The following is a 25935-nucleotide window of genomic DNA, read 5'->3' as shown; positions in this document are numbered from 1 at the left end:
CCGACATCATCGGTCGAGACGGTTCGTGAGACGGCCGACGAGGCCGGATCGGCCGGGCAGCACCCGGGCGAGTGCGCTCACGACGTGGGCATCGGGCCCGACCACCACACGTGCACGGTCACGTTCGATCGCCGACACGATCCTGCGAGCGACCGCAGACGGCGGCCGCAAGACGTAGGGCGCCAGACGGGACTGGCCCATCTCTGCGAGCCGAGCGGCCTGGCCGCCCCGCGCGCCGGCGGTGATGTTGGTGTGGATCGCGCCGGGGAAGACCACGGTGACCCCCACCTGCGTGGTGACCAGCTCCCCGCGCAGCGCCTCGCTGAACGCACGCACCGCGCCCTTGGTGAGCGAGTACGACACGTTGTGGGGTAGACCGAGGAGCCCGACCATGCTCGACATGTTGACGATGTGTGCCTCGTTGGCCTGCTGCAGCATCGGTAGGAACGGACGGCATCCGTGCACCACGCCCCACACGTTGATGTCGACGATCCAGCGCAGATCGTCAAGGGTCTCGTCGGTGAACGCGCCGGCGGCGGTCACCCCGGCGTTGTTGACCAGGATCTGGCACGGACCGAGCGAGCCCTCGACCTCGGTCGGGAGCTCGTCCATGCGCTTCGGATCGCGCACGTCGGCGAGGTGCACGCTCGCCCGGGCGCCGAGCGAGCGGACCTGCTCCGCGGTTTCCTCGGCGCCGTCGGGGCGCACGTCGATCGCCGCGATCGCGCACCCTCGCTCGGCGAGCGCGATGGCGGTGGCTCGGCCGATGCCGCTGCCCGCTCCGGTGACGACTGCGACGCGTCCACTGAGGCGCCTCATCGGGCCGATTCCTCCCGGTTGGCATCGGTCGCGAGGACGCAGCGGGTCCCGGCGTAGATGGTGGGCATGCACTTGTTGCAGTGCACGCACAGCCCCACCGCGTTCGCCGACGTCGCCATCCGATTGACCAGGTCCGGTTCCCGGAGGAGCGCCCGCGCCATGGCGACGAACTCGAAGCCCTCGGCGAGAGCACCGTCGATCGTGGCCCGTTCGTTGATGCCACCGAGCAGGATCAGCGGCATGTCGAGCTCCCGACGGAACTGCCGCGCCAACGGCAGGAAGAACGCCTCCTCGAACGGGAGCTCCGGGAGGATGCGGCGACCGAAGGCGCGCACGCCGAGCCCGACGATGGGGCCCTGCGCGGCGGCGAAGTCCCGGAGGGGAACGTCGCCGCGGAAGTAGTACATGCCGTTGAGCAGGGAGCTGCCGCCGGTCAGCTCCAGCGCGTCGAGCGCGCCGTCCTGCTCGAGCAGCTGCGCGAACTGCAGGCTCTCGTCGAGCCACAGGCCACGCTCGACGCCGTCGGCCATGTTGAACTTCGCCAACACCGCCACCTTGCCATCGGCAACCCTTCGTACCGCGTCGACGACCCGTCGAGGAAACGTGGCGCGGTTCTCGATGCTGCCGCCGAGCTCGTCGCGGCGCCGGTTCAGGTTGGGGCTGAAGAACGAGCTCAGCAGGTAGTTGTGGGCGAGGTGGAGTTCGAGCGCGTCGAACCCGGCGTCGATCGCGACGCGGGCCGCGCGCTCGAAATCGGCCACGACCTCGTCGAGGTCCCGGCGGGTCGCGCCCTTGACCCACCCCATCGCCGGTGCGCTGAACCGGCCAGAGGGGGCCAGGCTCGGGTGGCGCCTCGACTGGGACTGGGCGACGAGCCCGGCGTGACCGAGTTGTGCCGACACCAGCGCACCCTCGGCGTGTACCGCGGAGGTGAGGCGCTGCAGGTCACCGATGAGCGACTCGGTCATCACCATCGTGTCGCTGCTCACCCGACCCCCCATCGACACCGCGCAGTAGGCCACGGTGCTGAGCGCGGCGCCGCCCCGGGCCACGGCGGTGTGGAAATCGATCAGCTCGTCGGTGACGGCGCCCCGTGGCATCACACCCTCGAAGGTCGCGGCCTTGATGATCCGGTTGCGGAGCGTCAGCGGGCCGAGCCGGGCCGGCGCGAACGCGTCGGCGGCGGGCGCGCGAGTAGAGGTGTCCATGTCAGTCTCCTGTTGCTGCTCGTTCGAGGCGGGCGGCGATGCCGTCCAACACGACTTCCAGGTCGAACGCGAAGGTGTCCTGCACGTCGGAGGTGGTGAGGTCGTCGTGCACCTGACGCAACGCCGCGAACGTGTCCGCGTCTGCCGCGGCATCGACCAGCTCGGCGGTGGGCTCCAGGAACCGGGAGAAGCTCGCCTCAGCACCGCTCGACGAGGTGACCGCGACTCGAACGACGAGCCACACCGCGTAGGCGGCTTCGACCGAGCTGAACCCGGCCGCCATCAACAGCCGCAGGCCCGGTTCGCCGACGTCGATGCGCATCGACGCCTCGTCACGGTTGGCGGTCAGCAGCGTCGAAGCTGACGAACCAAACTCGCGGCGCACCAGGCCTGCAAAGTCGGTAAGCCAGCCGCGCCACTCCGTAGCCTCGGTCGCGAACCCCCGGATCGCGTGGTCGAGCCTCGACTCGACCAACCCGATGACCTCGTCGCGGCCAGCGACGTGGGAGTACAGGGTGGCAGGCGAGACTCCGAGGTCCTCGGCCAGGCCCTGCATCGTGAACGAGTCCAAGCCAGCTCGGGCTGCGGCATCCACGATCTGATCGCGCCCCACCTTCGGGGGCCGGCCCCGTCGCGCCGGCGCTGCAATCGGATGCGTCGCATTCATGAGGCCAATCTTATCCGAATCATCATTCGGAAATTGCGACGGACGGACTGGAGCGGCTTGCGACCCATTCGGCCGGTCGGGCGTTCCCCGGCCCCACCGACGGCCGTCCCCAGAGGGCCCTCCCAATGCGCACACGTCCGAGCCTCCATCAGACCCAGGCGGTTCACGTCAGACTGTCGAACGGGATCTGCCACTGAGTCCCAGCATGGCCGGCACTTTCTCGGGTTGGTGGCGAAGTGCAGGTCGCGGGCGGTGCCCACCGCGTCGATGCGCGCGGTTCACCGCAAATGACCCCGGCGGCGTGCCTCGGCGACCGCACCGGTGCGGGAGACGACACCGAGCTTGGCGAACACGCTGGCCAGGTGGGTCTTGACCGTGGCCTGGCTGATGTAGAGGTCGCGGGCGATGGTGGCGTTGTCAAGACCGTCGGCAACCGCAGCGAGAACTTCCAGTTCTCGTGGCGAGGGGACGTCGGGGTTGCGCACCGACCTGGTCACGACTCTGGCGGCTACTCGGGGATCGAGGGGCTGGTGGCCGGCGGCGACGGCCCGAACGGCGCTGATCAGGTCGACTTCGGGCGCATCTTTGAGGACGTACCCGGCGGCACCGCCCTCGATCGCCGCATCGATGTCGATGTCGTTGTCGAAGACGGTGACGACCAGCACGCGCGGGCGGGCCTGGGATCGTTGGACCTCTCGCAGCACGTCGAGTCCACTCGGACCGGCTCCAAGGTGCACGTCGAGCACCACGACGTCGGGTTCGAGCTCTGTGATCGTGGAGACCGCAGTGTCGTGGTCGTGCGCCTCGCCCACGACGTCGATGTCGTCCGCTGCGTCGAGGACCGTGCGCAGCCCGGCACGCACGACAGGGTGGTCGTCGACAACCACGATGCGGATCATCGTGTTCCTGACCCGTGTGGGAGCGGGATCGTCGCGTTGATGGTCGAGCCGCGGCCCGGCTCAGCATCCACGTGCAGCGTTCCGCCCAGCTGTTGGGCCCGGGCGCGCATACTGGAGAGCCCGAACCCTCGGCCAGCGACGGCATCCGCGTCGAACCCCGCGCCGTCATCGACGATGTCGAGGCTCACCGTCGAGGGTTGACAGGTGAGGGTGACGACCACCCGGTGGGCCTGCGCGTGACGACGTGCGTTGGTCAGCGCTTCTTGGGCTATCCGCAGGAGCGCTCCTTCGATCTCGACCGGCAGGGGCTCATCATCCCCGTCGAAACGGATGTCGATGACCGGTGAACCGCTTCGCGGGTCGGGGACTGTCAGCAGCGCCAGGGCCGAACGGAGAGTGCGATCATCGAGCTCGACGGGTGCCATGGCGCCCATGAGACGCCGAGCCGCCTCGATGCCGGCATGGCCCAACTCCTCGATGTGGTCGACCTCGGCGACCGCGGCAGCGGCCTTGTCGTCCTCCAACGCTCGGCGTGCCCGCCGAGCGGCCATCACCACGGAGGTGAATCCCTGGGCCAGGGTGTCGTGGATCTCGCCCGTGAGACGCTCTCGTTCCTCCCTGGCCCCAGCTGCGAGGTTCGCTCGGGCCAGGTCGTCACGGGTGGCGAGGAGCTCATCGAGAAGCTGTTGGCGCTCGGCAGTCTCAGAGGCGGCGACGCGGCCGACGGCGACGAGCGCGCCGGCAGCCGCAGCACCGACCAGCGGACCGACGATCTGCGCCGCCCAGTGCCCATCATCGGGCCAGCGGCCGACCAAGATCGCACCGGTCCCCGCTGCCATGGCCACGATGGCGGCAACCGCCGGGCCCGGTGCGAGCGTGGTGGCGAACGCGACGAACACGGCGAAGGACACCCAGGCGAAGTCAGGCGAGACCCACACCGCAGCAAGGCACAAGCCGCTCACCGTGGCGAGCCACGTCCGTGGCGAGGGTCGCCGCCACCGCCGGGCCGCCGCCCAGCCCGCCCAGTACCAGCCGAGGAGGGCGGCACCCATGGTCGCTTCGCCCGCCGTGACCCCAGTATCGAACGCGGACCGGAGCAATCCGAGCGCGACCATGGCCGTGAACAGCACGTGCTGGACCACTCGCAGCATGCGCAGCGACCTGTTCTGCCCAGCGACCCCAGCTTCGTCGTCAACCACTCGATCCAGCCTACGAACGGCCCAGCCCCCCACGCCTTGCGCAGGGTCATCCTTTCGGATGGTTCGCGACCAACACCCGGGTTGATGTCGATCTGCCGCGGTCGCCGCCACGATGCGTAGCACGTTCCGTCCTATCGCTGAAAGGTTCGCCCGTGTACCTCGCCCTGCGAGATCTGCTCGTCGCCCGTGGCCGCTTCGCGCTCGTCGGTGCGGTCATCGCCCTGGTGTCGCTGCTGGCCGGCCTGCTGTCCGGCCTGGCAACCGGCCTCGTCGACGACGGCATCTCGGGCCTGCGACGACTCCCTCTGACCCACGTGGCGTTCCAAGAGGGCTCAGGCTCGGAGTTCAGTCGGTCCAGCCTCGGCCCCGACCAGCTCGCACCCTGGCAGGACCGCCTCGGAGACGATGCGGCGCCGGTCGGCCTGTCGTTCTTTAACGCCCGCACCCCCGACGGCGCAACGGTGGACCTGGCACTGCTCGGCACCCCACCGGGAAGCTTCCTCGCTGCCGACGAACGAGGCGACGACGCACTCGAAGCAGGGGGTCTGGTGCTCAGCGACGCGTTCGCCGACGAGGGCATCGAGATCGGAGACGAGCTGACCGTGGTCGGGCCCGACATCACGCTCCCGGTGCTCGGCTTCACCTATGGCGGCTCCTACGGCCACGTGTCGCTCGCGTTCACCTCGCTCGACACCTGGCAGAACCTCGTCTACGGGGAGAACCACCGCGACCGGTTCAACGCCGTCGCGCTGCGCGACCCGGGAGACGTCGATCTCCAAGCCATCGCCGACGAGAGCGGCATGGACCTCTACACCAAGGCCGGTGCCTACGACGGCTCACCAGGCTTCGCGGCCGAGAGTGCCACCATGTCGTTGATCCGGACGTTCCTCGTCCTCATCTCCGCGCTGGTGGTCGGCGCGTTCTTCACCGTCTGGACCGTGCAACGCACCCACCAGATCGGCCTGTTGAAGGCACTCGGCGCCTCGACGAGCTATGTCGTGCGAGACGCGCTCGGCCAGCTCGCAATCATCATCACCACCGCCACCGCGCTCGGGATGGCCGTCGCGGTCGCAGCCGGTTCACTCATCGGCGGCGAGGTGCCGTTCCGACTCGAAGCCGGATCACTGATCTCCTCCGCCGTCCTGCTCATCGTCGCCGGGATGCTCGGAAGCCTCGTCGCGCTCCGACGCATCACCCGCGTCGATCCCGCCATCGCCCTCACCTCCCAGCCCTGAGGACCCATGACACTCCAACTGCACGACATCCACGTCACCGTCGCCGACGGCCCCGACCAGCTCACGATCCTCAACGACACCGAACTCACCGTCGGGCCAGGCGAGCTCATCGCGGTCACCGGGGTGTCCGGGTCCGGCAAGTCCACCCTCGTCGCCGTCGCCGGCCTCCTGCGCCTACCCGACCAGGGGCAGGTGCTCATCGACGGCGAGGACCTCTCTGAAGCACCCGACCGGCGCCGAGCGACCGTCCGACGCGACCACATCGGCCTCATCTTCCAGAGCGCCAACCTGTTCCCATCCCTCACCGCCATCCAACAGCTCGAGCTCGTCGCCCACCTCGACGGCAAGATCACCACCGACGACCGCGACCAGGCCCACCACCTGCTCGCCACCGTCGGGCTCAGCGACCGGCTCCACCACCGACCCGGACAGCTCTCCGGCGGCGAACGCCAACGCGTCGCGATCGCCCGAGCACTCATGGGCAACCCCTCAGTCGTGCTCGCCGACGAACCCACCGCAGCGCTCGACGATGCCCGCGGGCGGGAGATCATGGCTCTCCTCGCCGAGCTCACCACCACCCGACAAACCGCGACCGTCGTGGTCACCCACGCTCCCCACCAGCTCCACGACCCAGACCATGCCCTGCGCCTGGCCGACGGAGCGCTCCACCCAGCCACAGACCGGGACGCCGCGCCGCTCTAACGGGACCGCCTCCATCTGCGTCGTGCGGCAAGCGCGTTCTACCGCTGCGCAACCACGCACTCGCACGCCCCACCCGCCGGTTGACGTGAACCTTCGTTGCCTCTCGACATGGGGTCGCGATGGTTCTACCGATCGTTCTACCGGGGTCCGGACCGCCCGGATCCGGCAGAACGAGGAGGCCCCGCCATGCAAGGACACATCGCCCGCAAGCGCGACCGCTACTACGCGGTCATCTACGAAGGACTCGACCCTGTCACAGGCAAGGAACGGCGCAGCTGGCATCCCGCCGGCACCGATCGCACCGAGGCCGAAGCGCTCGTCGCCCGGCTCGCAGCAGACCGCGACGGCCGCAACGATGAGGTCCGCTCGCTCACCTTCGGCGCCTATCTCACCAGCCACTGGCTCCCGGTCAAGCGTCTCGAGCTGAAGGTGAGCACCCACCGCAGCTACGTCCACAAGACCCGGCGACACATCCTGCCGGCGCTCGGGCGCAAGCGGCTCCGCCGACTCCGCCCCCAGGACCTCGAACGGCTCTACGACTCGATGCTGCACCCCAGCGACGGCACCCGGCCCCTTTCACCGAAGACCGTCTATGAGGTGCACCTGATCATCCGCGGAGCGCTCGACCACGCCGTTCGACGGGGACTGGTGAACCGCAACGTCGCCCTCGCCGCCTCAGCGCCCAGGCTGCGGGCCATACCCAGCATCGAACAGCACGCCTGGACCTCCGACGAGCTCCAAGCGTTCCTGCGGGCTGCGGCCGGACACCGGTTGTTCCCCGCCCTGTGGCTGTCGGCCAACACCGGTCTGCGGCGCAGCGAACTGCTCGGCCTGTGCTGGAGCGACCTCGACCTCAAGCACGCCCGCCTGTCGATCAACCGCGGGCTCGTCGCCGTCGGCTACGAGCTCCACGAAACGCGCGGCAAGACCGCCAACTCCCGCCGCTGCATCGACCTCGACCCCACCACCCTCACGGTCCTCGCCGGATGGCGGGCACTCCAGGCCGCCGAGTACACCGCCACCGGCGTCAAGGATCCCGACTGGATGTTCACAACCGCGAGCGGTGGACGCGTCCACCCGCACTCGCTGAGCCAGACCTTCGACCGCATCGTGCGCCGTGCCCCCGTACCGGTCATCCGGCTCCACGACCTACGCCACACCCACGGCAGCCTGCTCCTCGCCGCTGGCATCAACCCGAAGGTCGTGTCCGAACGGCTGGGTCATGCCCAGTTCGTGTTCACCGTCGAGACCTACCAGCACACCTTCCCCAGCATGGGCGCTGACGCGGCCCGTACCTTCGAAGCGCTCCTCAGCCCTGGCGGGGCCAGCGAAAACCCCAAGATCGTGAAAGCCGGTTGAACGCCCGGGAGAACACCCCCGGAACCCGGTAGAAGGCGCAAGCAACGAGCAAGGCCCAGGTCTCTGACCTGGGCCTTCACTCACAAGTTGGTGGCGGGGGCAGGATTTGAACCTGCGACCTTCGGGTTATGAGCACGCTGGGACTACTTCGGGCAACTACCGCCTGACCAGCCGACTCGGGCGTTTGCCCAGCTCAGGAGCGGTCTCGAGCCCCGGCGGTCGTGCCCGGTGTTCCCCGCTGTTCCCCGCTGTTTCCCACTGGTTCGTGAGTTTTCTGTGAGCTTTTCGACGCCGTCTCAGGAGACCTGGACGGCATCGGTGAGCGTGTCGGGGACCTCGGCCGGAAACGAGAGCACCAGGTGCCGATCAAGCGCCTTGGCCACGCGGGCGAGGGTATCGACCCGGTTGCGTGCCCCGCCGCCTTCCTCGAGTCGGGAGATCACCGACTGGGTCGTCCCCATCCGCTCGGCGAGCTCCCGCTGGGAAAGGCCGGCTTCGGTGCGCAGGTCGTAGATCAGCTGACCAAGGTCGAGGTCCTGCTCGGCCCCAGCGCGTGTCTCGGCCGACGGGGTGCCCTTGCGGTTCTTGATGTCTTCCCATCGGGAGTAGTTGGCCATCGTCGTTCTCCTCTTCTAGTAGGGGAAGCGCTTCGCGCATTCCTCGGCGACCGTGCGGGCTCGAGCTACCCCGGTCGGTTCGTTGTTGCGTTGCTTGCGAAACGCGGCCAGCAAGATGATCCGGCCGTCCTTGGTGAACCGGTAGGTGATTCGCCGTGCTGCCGAACCGAGGGTGAACCGCAGCTCGAACGGTCCGTCACCGAGACTCCTCGACAACGGCATCCGAGCCCGCGATCCCAACTCAGCGAGTCGATCGATGATCACCGACACGCGTTGCCAATCAGCTTCGGTGAGCGAGTCGAGCCACGCGACAATCTCGTCGTGTGCCTCGACCCCGGCCACCGCCATCATCGCATCAAAGCGATGATAACGCAAGAGCGGTCATACGTTGAGTCCGAGGCTGGCGCGGTGGTCGACGAGTAGGCTCTGGTGGAAACCCGGCTGGTCAGCCGCATCGAAGACCGCTCCCGCCGTCTCCCGGTCACCTGATCCGATTGCGTGTTCGGCCATGACGACGATCGGCTGCCACGATCGCGAACCGAGCCCTCTCGCTGCATAGACGAAGCCGTCGGAGTGTCCGGTTGCGAGCTAGAGGTGCGCCACGGCTTCGAAGGCACGGTCAGCCTCCCAGTCGAGGATCGCCGCGCGCAGCTCGCCTTCGAGCTCCTGGAGAATCTGAGCGATGAGTCCGATCTCGTCACCGTGGACCTGGGTGAACCAGTCGTCTCGGCCTTGTAGTCGAGGGCGTAGGGTCCCAGATCAGCAGGGCGCAGATGTCGCGCCAGTATGCGGCCGGCTCGACGCCGGCACCGCGCCAGTCGAGCGCGAGGTACGTTTCCCATGCGGTGGTCCGGGCCTCGCCGACGTTTCCGTGGCTGTCGTCAGTGCGGTCGGCGAGCACGAGCACGGCGGTGTGAAACGCACGGTAGAGGCTGACCCGGTCGACGAGCTTGCGGCGCGGACCGTCGAGATCAGCGAGCCGCGTCACGAGCCGGTCGACAACGTCGAAGCTCTTGTACTTGTTCACATGGCTCTTGCCATCGGCGATCGGTCGCAGACGCTCGTAGAAGCGGGCCGGATCCGACGGGAAGACGTCCCAACCGAACTGGGCCAGCGTTTCGAACCGTATGCGGGGCGTGTTGAGCATCGGGACGGTCTTGGCGCGGTTGCTCAGGATCCGAGAAGCAGCGCTTGCTCGCGAGGACTCGGAACTGTAACTTGTAATATGTTTCCAATACCGAGTTCTCGATGACGGATCCAGAAGGGCTGGCGAAGGTGATCAAGCTTCTTGTCGTGTCGACGGATCAACTCGTTCAGGAGGGGTTGGCGCAGCGAGTCAATGCCTACGTACACAGCGATCCGCCCGTCGAGGTCTTCATCGTCGCTTGCGGAGATCAAGCGGACGCTCGCCTAACCGAGACCACGACTCGGCTCGAGTTGTTGGGGGTGGGGGTCAGCGGGGAGGTCGGCGGCTCCGATGTGACCGCAGCCGTGGACTCGGCGCTGTCACACTTCGGTGCGCATCGCATCTTGGTGTCGGCATCGCCCTCGCGCATCGCCCAGTGGTTCCACCGGGACCTCTCTCATCGGCTGCAGAACCGCACGACGGCGATCGTGGAAACGATTGCGGAACCTGTCAGCGGACGCCCCGACAGCACCGACTGACCGCCGGATTCACCACTCCACACGAGGAAATTGCCGTCGATGCAAACGCAACCCCATCCAGATCTGCCAGACCTGTTCTCACCGTTGGTGATCAGCGATCCGTATTCGGCGTACGCCGACCTCCGCAATACTGGTGTTGCCTACGACGAACGCAACGACACCTGGTTGGTGGCTCGTCACCGCGATGTGATCGAGGGGCTTCATCATCCATCGTTGTATTCGTCGGAACGCGGCTACGAGGCGTTCATGTCGGGTCGGGTCGGGCCGGCGGGCAGCGAGGGTCGGGCCACTGCGATCGGGCTCGATCGGCTCTTCGGCTCGCGTGTGCTGATTGCGAGCGACCCGCCGGACCACACGCTGTTGCGCCGGATCGTGTCGCGCCCATTCACCAAGAAGTCGATCGCTTCATGGGAATCGCGAGCCCGAGCGCTTGCCGATGACCTCGTGGGTGAACTCGCTGTGAGCATCGCAAGCGGCGACGCCGATCTCGTTCGCGATCTGGCGGTGCCGCTTCCGGTGCGACTCATCGCCGAGGTGCTCGGCATTCCCACCGACCGACAGGCAGATTTTCGGCGCTGGTCCGACGCCCTCGTCGGCTCGCTCGCGGCACAGGTCGATGTCGACGCGGTGAGCGGCGACCTCGCCGAGATGTTCGAGTTCTTCACCAACGTCACCGACCAACGCCGCCGAGCCCCGGGCGACGACCTGATCAGCGCGATCGCTCAGGCCACTCCTGAGGGAGAAGAGCTCTCCATCATCGAGGTGGTGATGTTCTGCATTCTGCTTCTCGTCGCCGGCAACGAGACCACCACGAATCTGTTGGGCAACCTGCAGCATTCGCTGTGGGATCATCCCGATCAGTTCGAACTGCTTCGACACCGACCTGATCTGGCCACCGCTGCGGTCGAAGAAGGTCTGCGCCACGGCGGCCCGGTGCAGGGCCTCTTCCGTCAGACAACGCGAGCATGCAGGCTGGGCGGCGTTCACCTTCCCGCGGCAGCAAACGTCTTCCTGCTCTTTGCGGCTGCGAACCGGGACGACACGGTGTTCTCGGAACCGGACGCCTACCGGATCGAGCGCGACACCGCCGAGCACCTGGCCCTGGGCCACGGAATTCACTACTGCCTCGGTGCTCAGCTCGCCCGACTTGAGGCTCGCGCCGCGCTCGAGGCGCTACTCGCCCACGGACTCCGACTTCAGCCGACCGGGCCGGCCGAGGCTACGCACAACCCGATACTCCGTGGCTTCGTTTCGATTCCGGTCACGGCGTGACCGTCCGATCTCGCCGGGGCCGACGTTCATGGTGATCAGCGGATCCGAGGCGGACGCGCCGACGGGGGGCGCCATCGACCGGGGAGTGCTGGTCGCCTTCAGCGGCTTGATGGCGGGCATGTTTCTCGCGTCGGTGGATTCGACGATCGTGGCGACTGCGCTGCCGACCATCGTGGGCGATCTCGGCAACGTGGATCAGCTGTCGTGGGTTGTGTTGTCGTACCTGCTGACGACCACGATCGGGACCACGCTCTACGGACGCATCAGCGACCACATCGGCCGCCGCCGCACGTTCCAGGCCGCGATCGTGTTGTTCCTGATCGGCTCGGTGCTGTCGGGGCTGGCGCAGTCGATGGTGCAGCTGATCGTGTTTCGAGGTGTGCAGGGTCTCGGCGGCGGCGGCCTCATGTCCATGCCGTTCGTCATCATCGGTGATCTCGTCTCGCCGCGCGAACGCGGCCGCTACATGGGCTACTTCACCGCCGTGTTCGCAGTCGCCGGAGTGATGGGTCCACTGCTGGGCGGGTTCTTCGTCGACAACGCGTCATGGCGTTGGATCTTCTACGTGAACGTCCCGGTGGGTGCGGTCGCACTGATACTCACCGATCGGGTCCTTCGCTACGACGTGGAGGACCAAGGGGCCAAGCTCGACCTTGCCGGCGCGGCGCTGTTGGTGGTGTCCGTCGCGTCGCTGGTACTCGTGTCGGCGTGGGGTGGCGATCGGTACGCTTGGACGTCTTCCACCATCCTCGGCATGTTCGTCGTGGGCGTGCTGTTCGCCGGGTTCTTCACCATCCACTGCCGACGGGTGCCGGCACCGTTGTTGCCGCTTCGACTGCTCGCCGAGAGTCCGGTTGCTGTCAGTGTGGTGATCGCTTTGCTCGTGGGAGCTGTGATGTACGGCGGTCTCGTGTTTCTTCCTCTGTTCCTGCAGGGCGTCACCGGCGTGTCCGCGACGAACTCGGGGTTGCTCCTCGCCCCCTTGATGGGCGGTGTGACCGCAGCGTCCATCGTGGCCGGCCGGGCCATGTCCCGCACCGGGCTCTACAAGCGCTACCTCATCGTCGGCACGTCGGCCATTGTCGCAGTGGTCGCGGCCCTCAGCCGCCTCGACGCCGCAACCTCCGGGTGGCAGGTCGGTGCACTGATGGCGTTGCTCGGTGCGGGGATGGGCACGGTCATGCCGATCACGTCCATGGCCAGCCAGAACGCGGTCGATTTTCGAGATCTCGGGGTGACGACATCGCTGGTCTCGTTCTCGCGTTCGTTCGGTGCGTCGATCGGTGTGGCCATCTTCGGCACGATCCTCGCGTCCCGACTCGGACCACGTCTCGAGGCTGTTGCCTCGGGCGGTCTGCCTTCTGGTCTCAGCGCTCGACGACTCGCCAACAGTCCCGAGCAGATAGAGGCGCTCAATCCTGCGCTGCGGGCCGATGTGCGTGCCGCGCTCGCTGACACGATCGGCGAAGTCTTCCTCGCGGCCGTGCCGGTCGCGCTGTTGGCGCTGGCGATTTCGTTCCTTCTCGAGGAACGCCCCCTTCGCGCGTCGGCATTCGTCGACCGCGAGCGTGGCCCCACCAAACAGACCACAAACGACGAGGTGATGTGATGCGACCGATTTCCGATGACATGCGAACGAGTATGCGAGGCGCGGCAGCGGTCTTCGCCGAACGGGGATTCGACGGAACAACGATGGAAGCGCTGCGCGAGGTCACCGGCGTTCCGACCTCGACGCTGTACTACTACTTCGAAGGGAAGGAGCAGGTCCTCACGTTTCTTCTCGAAGACTGGCTCGACCGCACCGCGGCCGCTGCTGCCGAGGCGATCGCAACCGAACGAACCGCCAAGGAGCGTCTGGGCGACTTGGTCGCGGCGCAGCTCACCGCGATGGCGAACGACCCCGCGACCTGCCAGGTCCTGTTGGCCGAACTTGGTCGGATCGATCGTCTTCCCCACATCGCAGAGGCCGTGCAATCGGCCTTTCATCGGCCCGTCGCAAAACTGCTTGCCGATGGGGCGGCCGATCGTCACCTCAGGTCAGTCGATGTCGACGTCGCCACATCGGTTCTCTACGGGGCGGTGATCATCAGCGGCCTCCACCACATCATCGATGCCCGAGACGAGGTCCCGGCCTTCGATGCCACCGAGGTCGCAGCGTCGGTGATGGATCTCGTGCTCCACGGCCTGGAATCCGAGGAATGAACCGGCTTGGACGGTGGTGCGCGCGTCATCGCTGGCTCGTGATCGGAACGTGGGTCGCAGTGTTGATCGTCGCGGTCGTTCTGGGGCGAAGCGTGGGCGGCGAGACGAGCTTGGTGTTCGAAGTACCCGGCGCCGAGTCCCAGCAAGCGTTCGATCTGTTGGAGGATCGATTTCCCCAGCGTTCCGGCGACACAACCGACATCGTGTTTGCCGCTGCGGATGTTCGCGCGCCCGACGTCACCCAGCAGGTAGGCGCGCTGATCGCCGCTCTCGCACTGCTGGATCATGTCGACTCGGTCAGCGACCCCTACGCCACCGACAGCAGGACGATCTCTCAGCAGGCCACCGTGGGCTTCGCGACGGTTCAGTTCGATCAACGCGGCACCGAACTTCCCGACGAGGTGATCGACGACCTCAAGGCTCTGGTCGCCGACGCAAACCGCGACGGGCTGCAGGTCGAGGCGGGGGGACGGGCGATCCAGTTCAGTGAGATCGAGGGGCCGGGCGGTCGCTCGGAACGAATCGGTCTTGCGGTCGCGGTCATCGTGTTGTTGGTGTCGTTCGGGTCGGTCGTCGCCATGGGCCTGCCGCTGATCACAGCGCTGTTCTCACTCGGTGTCGCGCTGTCGATCCTCGACGTGTTGGCCAACGCCATGGAGCTCTCCGACTTCGGTCCTCGGCTCGCGACTCTGGTCGGTCTCGGCGTCGGGATCGACTACGCCCTCTTCATCGTCTCCCGCTTCCGCGCCGCTCTGCATGAAGGCCTCGCCGTGGGCGACGCAGTCGGTCGAGCCATGGACACGTCCGGGCGTGCCGTCGTGTTCGCCGGGCTGACCGTCGTGATCTCACTCTCGGGAATGTTGTTGATGCGAGTTCCGATCGTGCAAGCCCTCGCGGTCGGAGTCGGCGTCGCCGTTGTCGTGGTACTCGCCGCAACGCTCACCCTGGTTCCGGCCACGCTGGGGCTGGTCGCGCACCGAATCGACTCGTGGCGCGTCCCGGGGCTGCATCGGGACGAGTCCGCGCATCGAAACTCGGGATGGTTCCGATGGAGCCGGATGGTTCAGCACCGCCCCTGGCCATTCGCCATCGTGGGCACGCTGCTGCTTGTCGCGTTGACGATTCCGGTCTTCTCGATGCGGCTCGGCAGCGCCGACGCGGGCAGCGACCCGATCTCCCAAACCTCGCGGCGGGCCTATGACCTGCTTGCCGAGGGGTTCGGTCCCGGATTCAACGGGCCGTTCCTCGTTGCTGCGGAACTTCCCGCCGGCGGAGATCTGACACCGCTCGAAACGACGATGGATGCCATCGCGGCTGAGCGTGGCGTCGCTGCCGTGTCGCCGATCACCGTGAACGCGGCCGGCGACACCGCGATCGCGTCGGTGTTCCCGACGACATCGCCCCAGGACGAAGCCACCCGCGAACTGCTCGACCGGTTGCGCTCTGGGGTCATCCCCAGCATCGACAGCAGCGGCTTGGTGGTCCACGTAGGTGGGGTGACCGCCGTCTTCGAGGACCTCGGCACGACACTCGCCGACCGGCTGCCGGTGTTCATCGCCGCCGTGATCGGCCTGTCGTTCCTGTTGTTGATGGTGGTGTTTCGATCGATCGTCATCCCCATCAAAGCCGCAGTCATGAACCTGCTGTCGATCGGCGCCGCCTATGGAGTGATGGTCGCGATCTTCCAGTGGGGGTGGGGCAAGGATCTGATCGGTCTCGACGCCACCGGCCCGATCCAGTCGTTCATCCCGATGCTGTTGTTCGCGGTGCTGTTCGGGCTCTCGATGGACTACGAAGTCTTCCTCCTGTCGCGGATCCGTGAGGAGTATGTTCGCAGCGGCGACAACGCCACCGCCGTTGCCGACGGCCTCGCCGCCACCGCACGGGTCATCACTGCCGCAGCCGCGATCATGGTCGCCGTCTTCGGATCGGCAGCCCTCGCTGAGGATCGCACCACGAAGCTGTTCGGCATCGGCCTGGCGACCGCCATCTTCTTCGACGCCACCCTGGTCAGATCCCTTCTCGTGCCCGCCACGATGGAACTGATGGGCAAAGCCAACTGGTGGTACCCGTCGTGGCTCGATCGGCTCACCCCCCAGATCAACATCGAAGGCGCTGTCCACCAGGATCCCGAGCTCAGCTCTGTCGACCCACCTGAACCGGAGCTGGTGTCATGACCCCTGAACCCATCCGGCTGAGCGGCGGCGGCCTCGAACTGGCCGCTGATTTGTGGGGCGACCCTGACGACCCTCCGGTGGTGTTTCTGCACGGGGCCGGTCAGAGCCGCCGGGCCTGGGACGAGGCCGCCCGCGCGGTCGTCCGCGCCGGCTGGCACGCCGTGACTGTGGATCACCGCGGTCACGGTGACAGTGACTGGCCCGTTGAGTCTTCCTATGACTGGGACCACTTCGGCGACGACGTCGAAGCACTGATCGACCGGTTCTCCCGCCCTCCCGTGGTAGTGGGTGCATCGCTCGGCGGAATGTCAGCCCTGATCGCTCAGGGACGCTCAGTCACCCAGCTCTACCGCGCGTTGGTACTCGTCGACGTGACGCCGCGCATGGAACTCGACGGCGTGAAACGCATCGTCGGGTTCATGGCCGCGCATCCCGAAGGCTTCGACACCCTTGATGACGCCTCGCAGGTCATCGCCGACTACACCGGTCGTCCCAAACCAGACTCCCCCGACGGGCTGCGCCAGGTCCTGCGCCATGGACCGGACGATCGCTGGCGTTGGCATTGGGACATCAGATTCCTCGAAGGTCGAGCCGACGAGATCCTCAGCTCACAGGAAGGGACCGAACGGAGCGACGCGATCCGAGCGATGCTGCTCGACGCCGCTGCCCGGGTGCGGGTCCCGACCCTGGTCGTGCGGGGCGCACAAAGCGACATGGTTTCGCCCGAAGCCGTACGCGAGTTCGTCGACATCGTTCCGGGCTCGCGGTTCGTCGACGTCGCGGACGCCGGTCACATGGTCGCCGGCGACCAGAACGACCACTTCGTCGATGCAGTCCTCGAATTCCTTTCCGGCCTCAGCCCCGACACGAAAGCCGAGCGCCCATGACCGCCTCTTCTCTGGATGCCTCCGCCGACGATCATCCCGATCTCCCCGCCCGCATCGGAGCCGCAGCCGCCATGCGGCGTCTCTCTCATGCCATCGTGTCGCACCGCGTGGACATCTCGGACCTGCACCGGATCGCTGCAGCCGCCGACGAACTCTCTTCCCAGATCGAGGCGCAGCCCGCGAGAGGTCGTCTCGACGAGATGATGGCCAGTCCGCGCTTCGCGGCCGCGCTGGACAGCGGCTCACTGGGACAGGCCGTCGAGGACGGCGCGTTCGTCGATCTGTTCCACGACTCGCCGGTGTCGGGATCGGCGAACCCGCTCGGCATGGGTCTCCGGATCAGCCGTGACGGTGACGAGGCAGTGGGCACGATCGTTCTTGGCCCCGGATGGGAAGGCGCCCCCGGGCGTGGGCACGGCGGCATCGTCGCGGCCTGCGTCGACGAGACCATCGGTGGGCTTCTGCCGATCATCGGCACCATGGCATTCACCGGCGAGCTCACCCTGAGATACCGGGCGCCGTGCCCACTCGCCACACCGCTCGAATTCAGAGCTCGCCTGAACCGACGGGACGGCCGAAAGCTCTACATCGAGTGCACCGGCACAAGCCCCGAAGGTCTCTTCGTCGAATCCACCGCGCTGTTCATCGCCGTCCAACTCGACCAACTCGCAGCCCTCATCGACCAACCCCCTATCGAAAAGGACACCCGACCGTGAGCACGCCCGACGAACTCATCCTCGAGATCATGACCACGCCGGAGGGGCGTAGAAACCCCTACCCGCTGTACGCCCAACTCCAAGAACAAGCGCCCATCGCCCGGAGTGAACTCGCCGACATCTGGTTTCTCGCCCGGTACGACGACTGCCACAACGTGCTCCGAGACCCACGCTTCGGCAAGAGCGACCCCGACAAGCCCATGACGTTGCTCCCGGGCGGTGCTCCCCGCAGTCGCCTGAAGTTCGCACGCGACAGCATGCTGCTGCTCAACCCGCCGGACCATACGAGACTGCGAGGGCTCGTCGCTCGCGAGTTCACTCCTCGCCGCGTCGAACGCCTACGCGACAACGTCGAGACAATGTGCGACGACATCCTCGATGCCATCGCCGAAGCCGGCGAAGTCGATCTCATGGACACCCTTGCGTTCCCGCTGCCGGTACGCGTGATAGGCGAACTTCTCGGCGTGCCCGAGGACGAACGCGACGCCTTTCGCCCGCTCACCCTCGCCGCGGCGAAGTCGATCGAGCCCGACGTCACCGAAGAAGAGATGGTTACCGCCAACGCAGCAGGACAGCAACAAGCCGACTACTTCACCGACCTCATCGCTCGCCGTCAGGAGGACCCCGGCGACGATCTCCTCAGCGCCCTCATCGAACTCCGCGATGGCGGCGACCGGCTGTCTCAATCGGAGCTCATCGCGACCGCGATCCTCATCTTCGCCGCAGGGTTCGAGACCACGACCAATCTCATCGGCAACACCGTCAACACCCTGCTTCGTCGACCCGACCAGCTCGCCAAACTCCGGCAAGACCCCGAACTCATCCCGTCGGCCATCGATGAGGTCCTGAGATTCGAGTCACCGGTGCAACTCGACCTCAGGGTTGCCTTCGAAGACGTCCAGCTCCATTCCCACACGATCAGGGAGGGCGACGCAGTCATCACTCTTCTCGCCGCCGCGAACCGCGACCCGTCGAAGATCGACCATCCGAACGAATTCGACATCACCCGCAGCCAGATACCGCTCATGAGCTTTGCCACCGGCATCCACTACTGCCTCGGCGCGAACCTCGCCCGCATGGAAGGCCAAGCCGTTCTCAACAAGCTCCTGAACCGCTTCAACACGATCGAACTCCTCGACACCGAACCCGCCTGGCGAGACCGACTCACGCTGCGCGGCCTCGACCAACTCAACGTCGCCGTCGGCTGAGCGTCCGTCCGACCACCAACAGCTCTCTCCGCTCACTCGTGTACTTGTTCACATGGCTCTTGCCATCGGCAACCGGTCGCAGGCGTTCGTAGAAGCGGGCCGGGTCACACGGGAAGGCGTCCCAACCGAAACGGGCCCCTGCTGCGAACCGGATTCGGGGCGTGTTGGGCATCGGTTCGGTCTCGACGCGCCATTCCGATCGGCACCCGGCCGGCGACCTGGTCCCGAGCGCGCTTGACGACACGTGTGTCGGCGAAGTCGTCGGGGCCGGGAAGGTCTCGACGGTTGACCTCGGCCAGACGCTGTATGAGATCGTCGAGATGGTTGAGCTTCGCCTCGCCGTCACGTCCCGACCCGTACCCGGGTGATCGGGTCGTATCGATGAAGACCTCCCGGAGACCGTCGGGATCGTCGTCGTGGTCGAGTTCGATCACGATGCAATACCAGAGATCCCACAACGACCACTCCCGCCTGAACCGTTCCTTCCAAACCTCGGCACCGAATCGAGCCGGCTGCCACGGTTCTTGCTCACCATGGCGTGTCATTCGGACCGGCAGCAACATGACGCAGGTAGCCGAGTGCTGCTGCCTGACCGGCATCGGTGAGCGAGATCCGGCGGTTGCCCCAGTCGCCGGACGTCACGGTGAGTGCCCAGGCGTCCCAGACATGTCGGGCGTCGATGAAGGTCCAGGACACGTCGCGCAGCGGCGGGGGTCCGCTGATTCCGTCGCGGGTGATCTGCCAGCCCATCTCGATTGCGCAGTTGCGGATGAAGACCGGTGCCGCGTTGTCCGAGATCGGTTCGGTCTGGGCGAGGAAGAAGAGCAGGCCGGTCTCGGCGACGAATCTCTCCCACTCGTCGCCGCCCACGAGCTTCCTGGTCAACGCCCGCCAGGCTCCCGCAGGATCGGTGGCGATCTCCCGGCCGAACGGTGTTCTGCGCAGGCTCGCCTTGTGTTTGCGGACCGCGCCGATTCGTTGCAGCCACTCTCGAAGGTCGAGTAGCACCCGGTCATCGAGTTCGTTCTTGACCGGCCGATCGAGCGGCAACGGGTCCTGCCACGGGCGGTCGGCCTGGAGCGACTGGACGAAGGCAGGCTTCAGTAGCCGGCCTGGGTCAACGGCTGCTCATCACCCCACCGCTCCAACAGCCACACCAACGGGCGAACCGCTGCGTCCGCCTCAGGGGGTTGCTCAACGGGATGCAGAAGCCGGTACGCGATCTGTGCTCGAGCCTCGAAGAGCTTGGGGCTGCGGCGCTCGGCAGCAGACACCCACGCTTCGATGCGCTCGGTCACGATCGCCGTGCGCCACGACTGACCGGGGATCACCGGGTGGTCGCCCTCGAGGACGGCGGCGCACACCCGCGCCTGAACGCCACGCCAACCCTTGGCCCCGACCGTCATCTCCCCGGTGTTTATCGCGTCCTCCAACGCGGTCTCGACCGCTGACCGGGCCTGAGCATCTTCGGACCGCATCACCGACGACCACGCGAAGTCGTCGAGATCAGGCGGGTCGATACCGGATCGCTCGATCGCCTTCCTCAGCGCCGACCGGCCGGCCGCATCCGATCGGTCGAACGCCTCATGGACCTTGGCGGTCTCCTCCGACCGACAGATCGCCGCATACCCGTCGAGTCCGAGCTCATCGAAGAGCACGGCTGCCGTTTCGGCGAACCGACCCATGTAGCCGACCTCATCAGTCAGATACTTCGTCGGCACCACGTACCAGAGCCACTCCTGCAGCCCCGACTGACGGATCACGCCCGGACCCTCGCCCCACGTCAACGAATCAACGACATGCTCCGCCTCAGCCGCAACGTCGCCATCACTCGCTCGAATACGCTCGATGGCCGCAGCGACATCACCCTCGGTCAACTCCGCAGGACGGCAGCGATTGCGCACAGGCTCCGACACCAACCCAGTCTGCCAGCCAAGCCCGGCGAGCATCCTCTTCGGGTTGGCGACCCGACGAGCCGATGGGTGGCGATGTCCTACATCGTGCACCGCAACCACCGCTTCTACGTCGTCGCCTACACCGGCCACGACCCCATCAGCGGCAGCGAACGCCGACGCTGGCACCCCGCCGGCACATCACGATCCGATGCCGAAGCGATCCGTAGCCGCATCGACGCCGCCCGACCAGCCGCCGCGTGTCCCTCGACGGTGGCCGGGTTCCTCACCGACGTGTGGCTCCCCTCGAAAGGCGACCTGACCCATCCGACCCGGAACCGGTACCGGTGGATGATCGACCGCTACATCAACCCCCGCATCGGCCAGCAGCGACTCGACCGGCTCCGACCCGCCGACCTCGACGCCACCTACACCGACCTCTCCGTTCGTGGCGGCAAGAACGGGCAGGCCCTGTCACGCAAGACCGTGCTCGAAGTCCACCGGGTACTCGCCAACGCGCTCGACCTCGCCATCGACCGAGAACTCCTCGACACCAACCCCGCCCACCGGGCACGGCCACCGAGGCCCGACACCCGCTCCACCATCCCCGCCATCTGGACTGCATCCCAGCTCGCCAGCTACCTCGACATCGTCAGGCGCCATCGACTGTTCCCGGCGCTGCACCTCGTCGCCCACACCGGACTCCGCCGCGGTGAGCTCGCCGGCCTCAACTGGGGCGACCTCGACACCCACGCCGCCACCGTGTCAATCGCTCGCACCCGCCAAGTGACCGGCGGCCGCACCATCGAAGCCCCCGTGAAGACGAGAACGAGCCGGCGCCGCGTCGACCTCGACACCGGCACGCTCGACGTGCTCAAACACTGGCGACAACGCCTTGTCGAAGAGGGCGCACAGATCCACCCGGCGACAGCGATGTTCCTCAACCAGCGCCACATCGCGGTGTCACCCGAATCGATCAGCCAGCTGTTCAACCGCACCGTCGCCAAGACCGACCTTCCACGGATCCGGTTCCACGACCTGCGCCACACCCACGCGTCGCTGCTCGTCGCCGCCGGTGTCCCGATCAAGGTCGTCTCCGAACGACTCGGCCACGCCCACCCCGGGTTCACGATGCACACCTACCAACACCTGCTACCCGGCATGGGCGCCGCGGCCGCCGCCGCGTTCGCTGACCTCATCACCACCAGCCGGTAGACATCTACCGTCCCCAGCCTCGCAAACACGCAGGTCACAGGCCTACGCGGTCGAGCGTCGGTAGATGACACGGTAGACGCCCACCTCGACCAGACAACGACAAAGGCCCGGAAACCGCTGGTTTCCGGGCCTTCTGAGTGGTGGCGGGGGCAGGATTTGAACCTGCGACCTTCGGGTTATGAGCGTTGAGACAGATTCTCGTATCGGGCGCCTGACCTGCAAGAACGGGCGTTTGCCCAGCTCCGCGGCCGTTTCGAGCGGTGTCGGTGTTCCCCGCTGCAACCCGCCGTTCCCTCCTGTTTACGTCTGTCCCGTGAGTTTTCTGTGAGCTTTTCTCACGCCAACTGAACAGCGTCAGTCGACAGCACGAGATGCCGATCCAACGCTGTGGCCACTCGGGCGAGGGTATCGATCCGGTTCTTCGCGTCACCGCCCTCCTCCAGACGCGAGATCATCGATGCGTTGTTCCCATCCGCTCAGCCAGCTCCCGCTGACTCAACCCTGCCTCGGTCCGCAGGTCGTAGATGAGCTGTCCGAGGTCGAGATCGAATCGAGCAGCCGGTGACGCTGTTGGCTGTTCGCTTCGGCCATGCCGCAGTTCGCTCCACGAAGTGTGTCCGGGCAGTACGGCCATGGTCATGCCGGTTCGGGCTCGACTGTGTCGCCGATTCCGACCTCGACTTCGTCGTCGTTGTAGACCGCGGTGATCTTCAGTTTGCCGCCGGTCGCTTCGATGAACCGGGCCAACGTCGCAAGGTGCAGATTCTCTCGCCGTTCCAGACGCGACACCTCGCCTTGAGTCATGCCCAGCTCCTCGGTCAGCTGTGCCTGGGTGAGCCCACGCGCCTTACGGAGCGCCGCCAGGGTGTCAACCCTGCGTGCGAGAGCCGCCGTCTTGGCCTCAACCATGCCAGCGACATTGGGGTCGGCCAGAGCAGCGTCTCGAGTGGCCTTGACTCGGTCGGTTGCGGTTGCGAAGTCTTCGTCGGTGAAGTCTTCGTCGGCGTCGGGAACCATCGGTGGTTTCGTAGCAGTCATCGTGTCCTCCTGATTGTCGCCTTGTGGTCGGGGTGGGTCCGTTCCCAGTCGGTGACCATGCTTGCGTTGTCGATCTTGTTGACAACTGCGGGATACCAGTCGTTGCCCGAAGTCGTCTTGTCACCCACCAGCATCACGACCGCAACCTCGTCGCCCGTGGCCTGGTCGATGAACCAGACGTACGGGATCCGCAGGACCGGCGGCGAGTCGGCATACGGCGTGGCCGTCGTCGGCGGAGTTCGCCGCAAGGCGAAGGTGCGATAGCGAGAAGTGACAATGGGATGGCTGATTGCGTCGGGGTGATGATTGTCCTCCTCAACGTCGTGACCGAACTCTTCGAGCGCGTTAAGCAACGCTGTCACGTCGCCGAACAACTCGAGATGCGTATCGGAATCCGAAGCGAGCCCAGCCAGCTGTTCGTATTGACTCGCGAACATTGGGTGGAACTCGACCCGGACAGGCGACACTCTACAAACATAACGTCGACTACATTATGCTGTCAAGGTTATGTTGGGATCGGGAGGTGGGGTTCCGCCCGGCGCTGTGCCGCCCTTCGGCCTCGAACACGACCCGCGCCCGCAACTCCGCCGCCCCCGAACACCGCCCGGACGGTATGGGCGCCAATCAACCGCCCGACCCCAGCAGCGGCAGAAGTGCCGAACCCGGACGGGTCGGCCGGTGCCGGTGGCGTGAGCGATATGCGTGCCACGCGCGATGCGACCGGTCATGGCGGTCGGTGGCGATGGTTCGATGCGGCCTGTTTGCCCGGCGCCGGCCAATGTGCCGAGTCTTTGACGTCGATGCCGGCGTCGGGCACCGTCATCGGCGCTCGAGCGTCAAGCAGTGGCGTTTGCGGATTCCGAGCCACACGCCCTTGTCGCCGCTGCATTGGCTGCTGCGAGTAGGCGGGCCAGCCGCTTCCAACGCCAATGTCGGTAGCGGTAGAAGACGTGGGCGTAGCCGGCGACGACGGGGGTGAGCGGGCCGGCGTCGATCTCGATGGTGTCGGTGTAGCGGCACCGCTGATCGGCCAGGAACTCGACGTGCAGCGAGTGGTGCCAGCGCCGGAGCAGGCCGCCGTGTTCGTCAGATACGAGCGTCCGGGTTTCGTTGTCGATCGAGGCGACCGAGAGATGATGCTTGGAGAACGGCATGACGTTGAACAGAAACGTCCAGCCAACGATGGTCTGGCCAACCTTCCACGGGCCGTCGAGGCGCGATGCCGCAGGAAAGCGGAGCATGCCGTTGGCGATGTGGACGAACGCGTGGGGAGTCTGGATGCCAGACCAGACGACCTCGGCCGGGGCGTTGAACTCGGAGGTGACGACGATGGTTCGCATGAGTACACTATGTGAGTAATGCTCGTATGTGACAACTCGCATTCGTGGCGCAACGCCGAACCACGAAAACGCCCACGCCAGGAGCGGTCACGTCGCCTCGTCGCCAGCCTCCTCGACGAGGCCACTCGCCTTTTCTCCGAGCGCGGCTACCACGCGACCACCACGAATCACGTCGCCGAAGCCGCGGGAGTCTCGGTCGGATCGTTGTACCAGTACTTCCCGAACAAGGACGCCCTGGTCGTCGCCGTCGCCGAACGGCACCTCGACGAGGCCATGGCCGAGTTGGCCGAGCTCGTTCCGCTGCTGCGGGCCGAGGAGCCGGATCTCGCCGACCTCTGTCGGATCCTGGTCACCGCCGTTGCCGAGATGAACGACGACCCGCAGCTCGACGAGCTGCTGTGGCGGGCGCCCCGCACGGCTGCCCTCGATGCCCGCCTCGACGAGCTCCGGAAGATCATGGTCGACGAGATGGTGTGGCACCTACAGCGACTCGGCGACACCTCACCCCAGGTCGGCACGAGGGTCCGCATCCTCGTCTCGAGCGTCGAGGCGTGCGTGCACGACGGCCGACTCATCGCCGACGAGCACGCCACCGACGAACTCATTCGTATGTGTCACACCTACCTCGGGCCAGCCGCGGACTGACCGCACCGAGCGTGGTACGCGCCGAGTCGTCCCGGTATTGCTCAGGGCCGAGCGCCCCAGACCCATCCGGAATCCGGCAGACCGATCGGTCGAAGGGTGGAGGGTGAGAACTCTCCGGCACCCGATAATCCCGCCCGCAGCACTGTCGTGATCTTCGGGTTGGCGACCCGAAGAGCCGATGGGTGGCGATGTCCTACTTCGCGCAACGCAACCACCGCTTCTACATCGTCGACTACGCCGGCTATGACCCCCTCAGCGGCACCGAACGCCGCCGCTGGCACCCGGCTGGCACATCCCGCACTGAAGCCGTAGCGATCCGGGACCGGATCGATGCCGCCCGACCTCCTGCCACGTGCCCGGCGGCGACGAACAACAGGAGCCAGTGGCGCCAAGAGCGACGCTATGTACGGCGGTTAGCTCCGAGGCGAATGATGTGACGCTGGATAGCGATTCGCTGCCAACTCATTCATCGACAGATGGCGATTCATAGCCTCGATGCAACATCTGGTGACGAGAGACCGGTTCTCGCACTGAGGATGTGGCAGACGTCGTCGTCGCCGCAGTCGGCGGGGTCGAGGAGTTCGCTGCGGTTCAACAAGTGCTTGAGCTCGCCTTCGAGGGCTGCGAGTTGGCGTTGCCGTTCCCGCACGTCGGCCAGTTTCGCTTCGAGCAGCGCACCCACGTGGGTGCACGGCGCAGCCCCCTCGTTGCGGATGTCGATGATGCTGCCGATCTCAGCCAGGGTCAGCCCTGCCGCTTGGGCCGATCTGATGAAACTGCCGCGCTGGAGAGCGACTTCGTCGTAGAGCCGGTAACCGTTGGGCGCCCGCTCCGGCCGCGGCAGCAGGCCGCGCCGTTCGTAGAACCTGACTGTCTGGGTGGGGACCCCGAGTGCTTCCGCGAACTCGCCGATCAACATCCTCACACGATACTCCTTGACCTTGATCCGTGGTTCAAGGTTTATCGTCGAGAC

Annotated in this window: 28 protein-coding genes; 13 read left to right on the top strand and 15 right to left on the bottom strand. The window is 66.5% G+C overall.

Features of this window, described 5'->3' with window-relative positions; translation table 11 throughout:
- Window positions 1-6 precede the first annotated feature (6 nt).
- The 5 genes from R8F63_20615 to R8F63_20595 form a co-directional block, all read right to left on the bottom strand.
- Window positions 7-819 carry an SDR family NAD(P)-dependent oxidoreductase gene (locus R8F63_20615; protein ID MDW3221014.1) on the bottom strand — a complete coding sequence of 271 codons (813 nt, stop codon included), beginning with the start codon at window positions 817-819 and terminating at the stop codon, window positions 7-9.
- Window positions 816-2027 carry an NADH:flavin oxidoreductase gene (locus R8F63_20610; GenBank protein ID MDW3221013.1) on the bottom strand — a complete coding sequence of 404 codons (1212 nt, stop codon included), beginning with the start codon at window positions 2025-2027 and terminating at the stop codon, window positions 816-818. Before R8F63_20610 ends, R8F63_20615 begins: the two co-directional genes overlap by 4 nt.
- Before the next feature lies 1 nt (window position 2028).
- The gene (locus R8F63_20605) at window positions 2029-2694 is read right to left on the bottom strand and encodes a TetR/AcrR family transcriptional regulator C-terminal domain-containing protein (protein ID MDW3221012.1); all 666 of its coding nucleotides are present in this window, start codon (window positions 2692-2694) and stop codon (window positions 2029-2031) included.
- A 278-nt stretch (window positions 2695-2972) separates the two neighbouring features.
- Complete coding sequence (locus R8F63_20600) at window positions 2973-3593, bottom strand: response regulator transcription factor (GenBank protein MDW3221011.1); 621 nt, start codon at window positions 3591-3593, stop codon at window positions 2973-2975.
- The gene (locus R8F63_20595; GenBank protein MDW3221010.1) at window positions 3590-4744 is read right to left on the bottom strand and encodes a sensor histidine kinase; all 1155 of its coding nucleotides are present in this window, start codon (window positions 4742-4744) and stop codon (window positions 3590-3592) included. Before R8F63_20595 ends, R8F63_20600 begins: the two co-directional genes overlap by 4 nt.
- A gap of 200 nt (window positions 4745-4944) precedes the next feature.
- On the opposite strand from R8F63_20595, the gene R8F63_20590 reads away from it, so the two are divergent.
- The 3 genes from R8F63_20590 to R8F63_20580 all read left to right on the top strand — a co-directional run bounded on the left by R8F63_20590 (window position 4945) and on the right by R8F63_20580 (window position 8088).
- On the top strand, window positions 4945-6027 hold the full coding sequence (locus R8F63_20590) for an FtsX-like permease family protein (protein MDW3221009.1): 1083 nt from the start codon (window positions 4945-4947) through the stop codon (window positions 6025-6027).
- A gap of 6 nt (window positions 6028-6033) precedes the next feature.
- A complete protein-coding gene (locus R8F63_20585; protein ID MDW3221008.1) occupies window positions 6034-6729 on the top strand; it encodes an ABC transporter ATP-binding protein in 696 nt (231 codons plus the stop codon).
- A 186-nt stretch (window positions 6730-6915) separates the two neighbouring features.
- Window positions 6916-8088 (top strand): site-specific integrase, encoded by a 1173-nt coding sequence (locus tag R8F63_20580; GenBank protein ID MDW3221007.1) that lies wholly within the window; start codon window positions 6916-6918, stop codon window positions 8086-8088.
- A gap of 296 nt (window positions 8089-8384) precedes the next feature.
- Here the strand turns inward: R8F63_20580 and R8F63_20575 are convergent, their stop codons facing one another.
- The 3 genes from R8F63_20575 to R8F63_20565 all read right to left on the bottom strand — a co-directional run bounded on the left by R8F63_20575 (window position 8385) and on the right by R8F63_20565 (window position 9852).
- Complete coding sequence (locus tag R8F63_20575; protein MDW3221006.1) at window positions 8385-8705, bottom strand: helix-turn-helix transcriptional regulator; 321 nt, start codon at window positions 8703-8705, stop codon at window positions 8385-8387.
- A 15-nt stretch (window positions 8706-8720) separates the two neighbouring features.
- Entirely contained in the window at window positions 8721-9053 is a 333-nt protein-coding gene (locus R8F63_20570) for a type II toxin-antitoxin system RelE/ParE family toxin (protein ID MDW3221005.1), read from the bottom strand.
- Window positions 9054-9402: 349 nt separating this feature from the next.
- Window positions 9403-9852 (bottom strand): hypothetical protein, encoded by a 450-nt coding sequence (locus tag R8F63_20565; GenBank protein ID MDW3221004.1) that lies wholly within the window; start codon window positions 9850-9852, stop codon window positions 9403-9405.
- A 101-nt stretch (window positions 9853-9953) separates the two neighbouring features.
- Here R8F63_20565 and R8F63_20560 point away from each other — a divergent pair, with 101 nt between their 5' ends.
- From R8F63_20560 to R8F63_20525, 8 genes are all read left to right on the top strand, one after another.
- Window positions 9954-10370: a hypothetical protein gene (locus R8F63_20560; GenBank protein MDW3221003.1), complete on the top strand. Its 417-nt coding sequence runs from the start codon at window positions 9954-9956 to the stop codon at window positions 10368-10370.
- A 39-nt stretch (window positions 10371-10409) separates the two neighbouring features.
- Window positions 10410-11642: a cytochrome P450 gene (locus R8F63_20555; GenBank protein MDW3221002.1), complete on the top strand. Its 1233-nt coding sequence runs from the start codon at window positions 10410-10412 to the stop codon at window positions 11640-11642.
- Window positions 11611-13251: an MDR family MFS transporter gene (locus R8F63_20550; GenBank protein ID MDW3221001.1), complete on the top strand. Its 1641-nt coding sequence runs from the start codon at window positions 11611-11613 to the stop codon at window positions 13249-13251. Before R8F63_20555 ends, R8F63_20550 begins: the two co-directional genes overlap by 32 nt.
- Before the next feature lie 32 nt (window positions 13252-13283).
- The gene (locus R8F63_20545) at window positions 13284-13844 is read left to right on the top strand and encodes a TetR/AcrR family transcriptional regulator (protein MDW3221000.1); all 561 of its coding nucleotides are present in this window, start codon (window positions 13284-13286) and stop codon (window positions 13842-13844) included.
- A 113-nt stretch (window positions 13845-13957) separates the two neighbouring features.
- Window positions 13958-16021, top strand: coding sequence for an MMPL family transporter (locus R8F63_20540; protein ID MDW3220999.1), 2064 nt, complete (start codon window positions 13958-13960; stop codon window positions 16019-16021).
- On the top strand, window positions 16018-16908 hold the full coding sequence (locus R8F63_20535) for an alpha/beta fold hydrolase (GenBank protein MDW3220998.1): 891 nt from the start codon (window positions 16018-16020) through the stop codon (window positions 16906-16908). Before R8F63_20540 ends, R8F63_20535 begins: the two co-directional genes overlap by 4 nt.
- Window positions 16905-17624: a PaaI family thioesterase gene (locus R8F63_20530; GenBank protein ID MDW3220997.1), complete on the top strand. Its 720-nt coding sequence runs from the start codon at window positions 16905-16907 to the stop codon at window positions 17622-17624. The genes R8F63_20535 and R8F63_20530 overlap by 4 nt, the downstream gene beginning before the upstream one ends.
- Window positions 17621-18832: a cytochrome P450 gene (locus tag R8F63_20525; protein ID MDW3220996.1), complete on the top strand. Its 1212-nt coding sequence runs from the start codon at window positions 17621-17623 to the stop codon at window positions 18830-18832. The genes R8F63_20530 and R8F63_20525 overlap by 4 nt, the downstream gene beginning before the upstream one ends.
- 104 nt (window positions 18833-18936) lie before the next feature.
- On the opposite strand, the gene R8F63_20520 is transcribed toward R8F63_20525, so the two are convergent.
- From R8F63_20520 to R8F63_20510, 3 genes are all read right to left on the bottom strand, one after another.
- Entirely contained in the window at window positions 18937-19266 is a 330-nt protein-coding gene (locus tag R8F63_20520) for a hypothetical protein (protein MDW3220995.1), read from the bottom strand.
- Between the two features lie 94 nt (window positions 19267-19360).
- A complete protein-coding gene (locus tag R8F63_20515; GenBank protein ID MDW3220994.1) occupies window positions 19361-19882 on the bottom strand; it encodes a hypothetical protein in 522 nt (173 codons plus the stop codon).
- Between the two features lie 50 nt (window positions 19883-19932).
- Window positions 19933-20595: a hypothetical protein gene (locus tag R8F63_20510; GenBank protein ID MDW3220993.1), complete on the bottom strand. Its 663-nt coding sequence runs from the start codon at window positions 20593-20595 to the stop codon at window positions 19933-19935.
- 225 nt (window positions 20596-20820) lie between these two features.
- Between R8F63_20510 and R8F63_20505 the strand changes: the two genes are divergently transcribed.
- A complete protein-coding gene (locus R8F63_20505) occupies window positions 20821-21939 on the top strand; it encodes a site-specific integrase (GenBank protein MDW3220992.1) in 1119 nt (372 codons plus the stop codon).
- Window positions 21940-22575: 636 nt separating this feature from the next.
- On the opposite strand, the gene R8F63_20500 is transcribed toward R8F63_20505, so the two are convergent.
- The 3 genes from R8F63_20500 to R8F63_20490 all read right to left on the bottom strand — a co-directional run bounded on the left by R8F63_20500 (window position 22576) and on the right by R8F63_20490 (window position 24317).
- On the bottom strand, window positions 22576-22956 hold the full coding sequence (locus R8F63_20500; GenBank protein ID MDW3220991.1) for an XRE family transcriptional regulator: 381 nt from the start codon (window positions 22954-22956) through the stop codon (window positions 22576-22578).
- Window positions 22957-22973: 17 nt separating this feature from the next.
- Window positions 22974-23444 (bottom strand): hypothetical protein, encoded by a 471-nt coding sequence (locus R8F63_20495; GenBank protein ID MDW3220990.1) that lies wholly within the window; start codon window positions 23442-23444, stop codon window positions 22974-22976.
- Between the two features lie 369 nt (window positions 23445-23813).
- Window positions 23814-24317, bottom strand: coding sequence for a hypothetical protein (locus R8F63_20490; GenBank protein ID MDW3220989.1), 504 nt, complete (start codon window positions 24315-24317; stop codon window positions 23814-23816).
- 18 nt (window positions 24318-24335) lie between these two features.
- Between R8F63_20490 and R8F63_20485 the strand changes: the two genes are divergently transcribed.
- Window positions 24336-24962, top strand: coding sequence for a helix-turn-helix domain-containing protein (locus R8F63_20485; protein ID MDW3220988.1), 627 nt, complete (start codon window positions 24336-24338; stop codon window positions 24960-24962).
- A 484-nt stretch (window positions 24963-25446) separates the two neighbouring features.
- Here the strand turns inward: R8F63_20485 and R8F63_20480 are convergent, their stop codons facing one another.
- Window positions 25447-25881 carry a heavy metal-responsive transcriptional regulator gene (locus R8F63_20480; protein ID MDW3220987.1) on the bottom strand — a complete coding sequence of 145 codons (435 nt, stop codon included), beginning with the start codon at window positions 25879-25881 and terminating at the stop codon, window positions 25447-25449.
- Window positions 25882-25935 lie beyond the last annotated feature (54 nt).

It is taken from the genome of Acidimicrobiales bacterium, from assembly GCA_033344915.1.
Lineage (GTDB): Bacteria > Actinomycetota > Acidimicrobiia > Acidimicrobiales > Aldehydirespiratoraceae > JAJRXC01.
Note: the sequence above shows the minus strand (reverse complement) of the source record. Positions and strands in the feature narration are given on the sequence as shown.

What these genes read in the sequence shown, in the direction of transcription:
- R8F63_20615 (MDW3221014.1), bottom strand. Translation starts at nt 819, where the DNA reads ATGAGGCGCCTCAGTGGACGCGTCGCAGTCGTCACCGGAGCGGGCAGC.
- R8F63_20610 (MDW3221013.1), bottom strand. Translation starts at nt 2,027, where the DNA reads ATGGACACCTCTACTCGCGCGCCCGCCGCCGACGCGTTCGCGCCGGCC.
- R8F63_20605 (MDW3221012.1), bottom strand. Translation starts at nt 2,694, where the DNA reads ATGAATGCGACGCATCCGATTGCAGCGCCGGCGCGACGGGGCCGGCCC.
- R8F63_20600 (MDW3221011.1), bottom strand. Translation starts at nt 3,593, where the DNA reads ATGATCCGCATCGTGGTTGTCGACGACCACCCTGTCGTGCGTGCCGGG.
- R8F63_20595 (MDW3221010.1), bottom strand. Translation starts at nt 4,744, where the DNA reads ATGCTGCGAGTGGTCCAGCACGTGCTGTTCACGGCCATGGTCGCGCTC.
- R8F63_20585 (MDW3221008.1), top strand. Translation starts at nt 6,034, where the DNA reads ATGACACTCCAACTGCACGACATCCACGTCACCGTCGCCGACGGCCCC.
- R8F63_20580 (MDW3221007.1), top strand. Translation starts at nt 6,916, where the DNA reads ATGCAAGGACACATCGCCCGCAAGCGCGACCGCTACTACGCGGTCATC.
- R8F63_20575 (MDW3221006.1), bottom strand. Translation starts at nt 8,705, where the DNA reads ATGGCCAACTACTCCCGATGGGAAGACATCAAGAACCGCAAGGGCACC.
- R8F63_20570 (MDW3221005.1), bottom strand. Translation starts at nt 9,053, where the DNA reads ATGGCGGTGGCCGGGGTCGAGGCACACGACGAGATTGTCGCGTGGCTC.
- R8F63_20565 (MDW3221004.1), bottom strand. Translation starts at nt 9,852, where the DNA reads ATGCTCAACACGCCCCGCATACGGTTCGAAACGCTGGCCCAGTTCGGT.
- R8F63_20560 (MDW3221003.1), top strand. Translation starts at nt 9,954, where the DNA reads ATGACGGATCCAGAAGGGCTGGCGAAGGTGATCAAGCTTCTTGTCGTG.
- R8F63_20555 (MDW3221002.1), top strand. Translation starts at nt 10,410, where the DNA reads ATGCAAACGCAACCCCATCCAGATCTGCCAGACCTGTTCTCACCGTTG.
- R8F63_20545 (MDW3221000.1), top strand. Translation starts at nt 13,284, where the DNA reads ATGCGAGGCGCGGCAGCGGTCTTCGCCGAACGGGGATTCGACGGAACA.
- R8F63_20535 (MDW3220998.1), top strand. Translation starts at nt 16,018, where the DNA reads ATGACCCCTGAACCCATCCGGCTGAGCGGCGGCGGCCTCGAACTGGCC.
- R8F63_20530 (MDW3220997.1), top strand. Translation starts at nt 16,905, where the DNA reads ATGACCGCCTCTTCTCTGGATGCCTCCGCCGACGATCATCCCGATCTC.
- R8F63_20505 (MDW3220992.1), top strand. Translation starts at nt 20,821, where the DNA reads ATGTCCTACATCGTGCACCGCAACCACCGCTTCTACGTCGTCGCCTAC.
- R8F63_20500 (MDW3220991.1), bottom strand. Translation starts at nt 22,956, where the DNA reads ATGGTTCCCGACGCCGACGAAGACTTCACCGACGAAGACTTCGCAACC.
- R8F63_20490 (MDW3220989.1), bottom strand. Translation starts at nt 24,317, where the DNA reads ATGCGAACCATCGTCGTCACCTCCGAGTTCAACGCCCCGGCCGAGGTC.
- R8F63_20485 (MDW3220988.1), top strand. Translation starts at nt 24,336, where the DNA reads ATGCTCGTATGTGACAACTCGCATTCGTGGCGCAACGCCGAACCACGA.
- R8F63_20480 (MDW3220987.1), bottom strand. Translation starts at nt 25,881, where the DNA reads ATGTTGATCGGCGAGTTCGCGGAAGCACTCGGGGTCCCCACCCAGACA.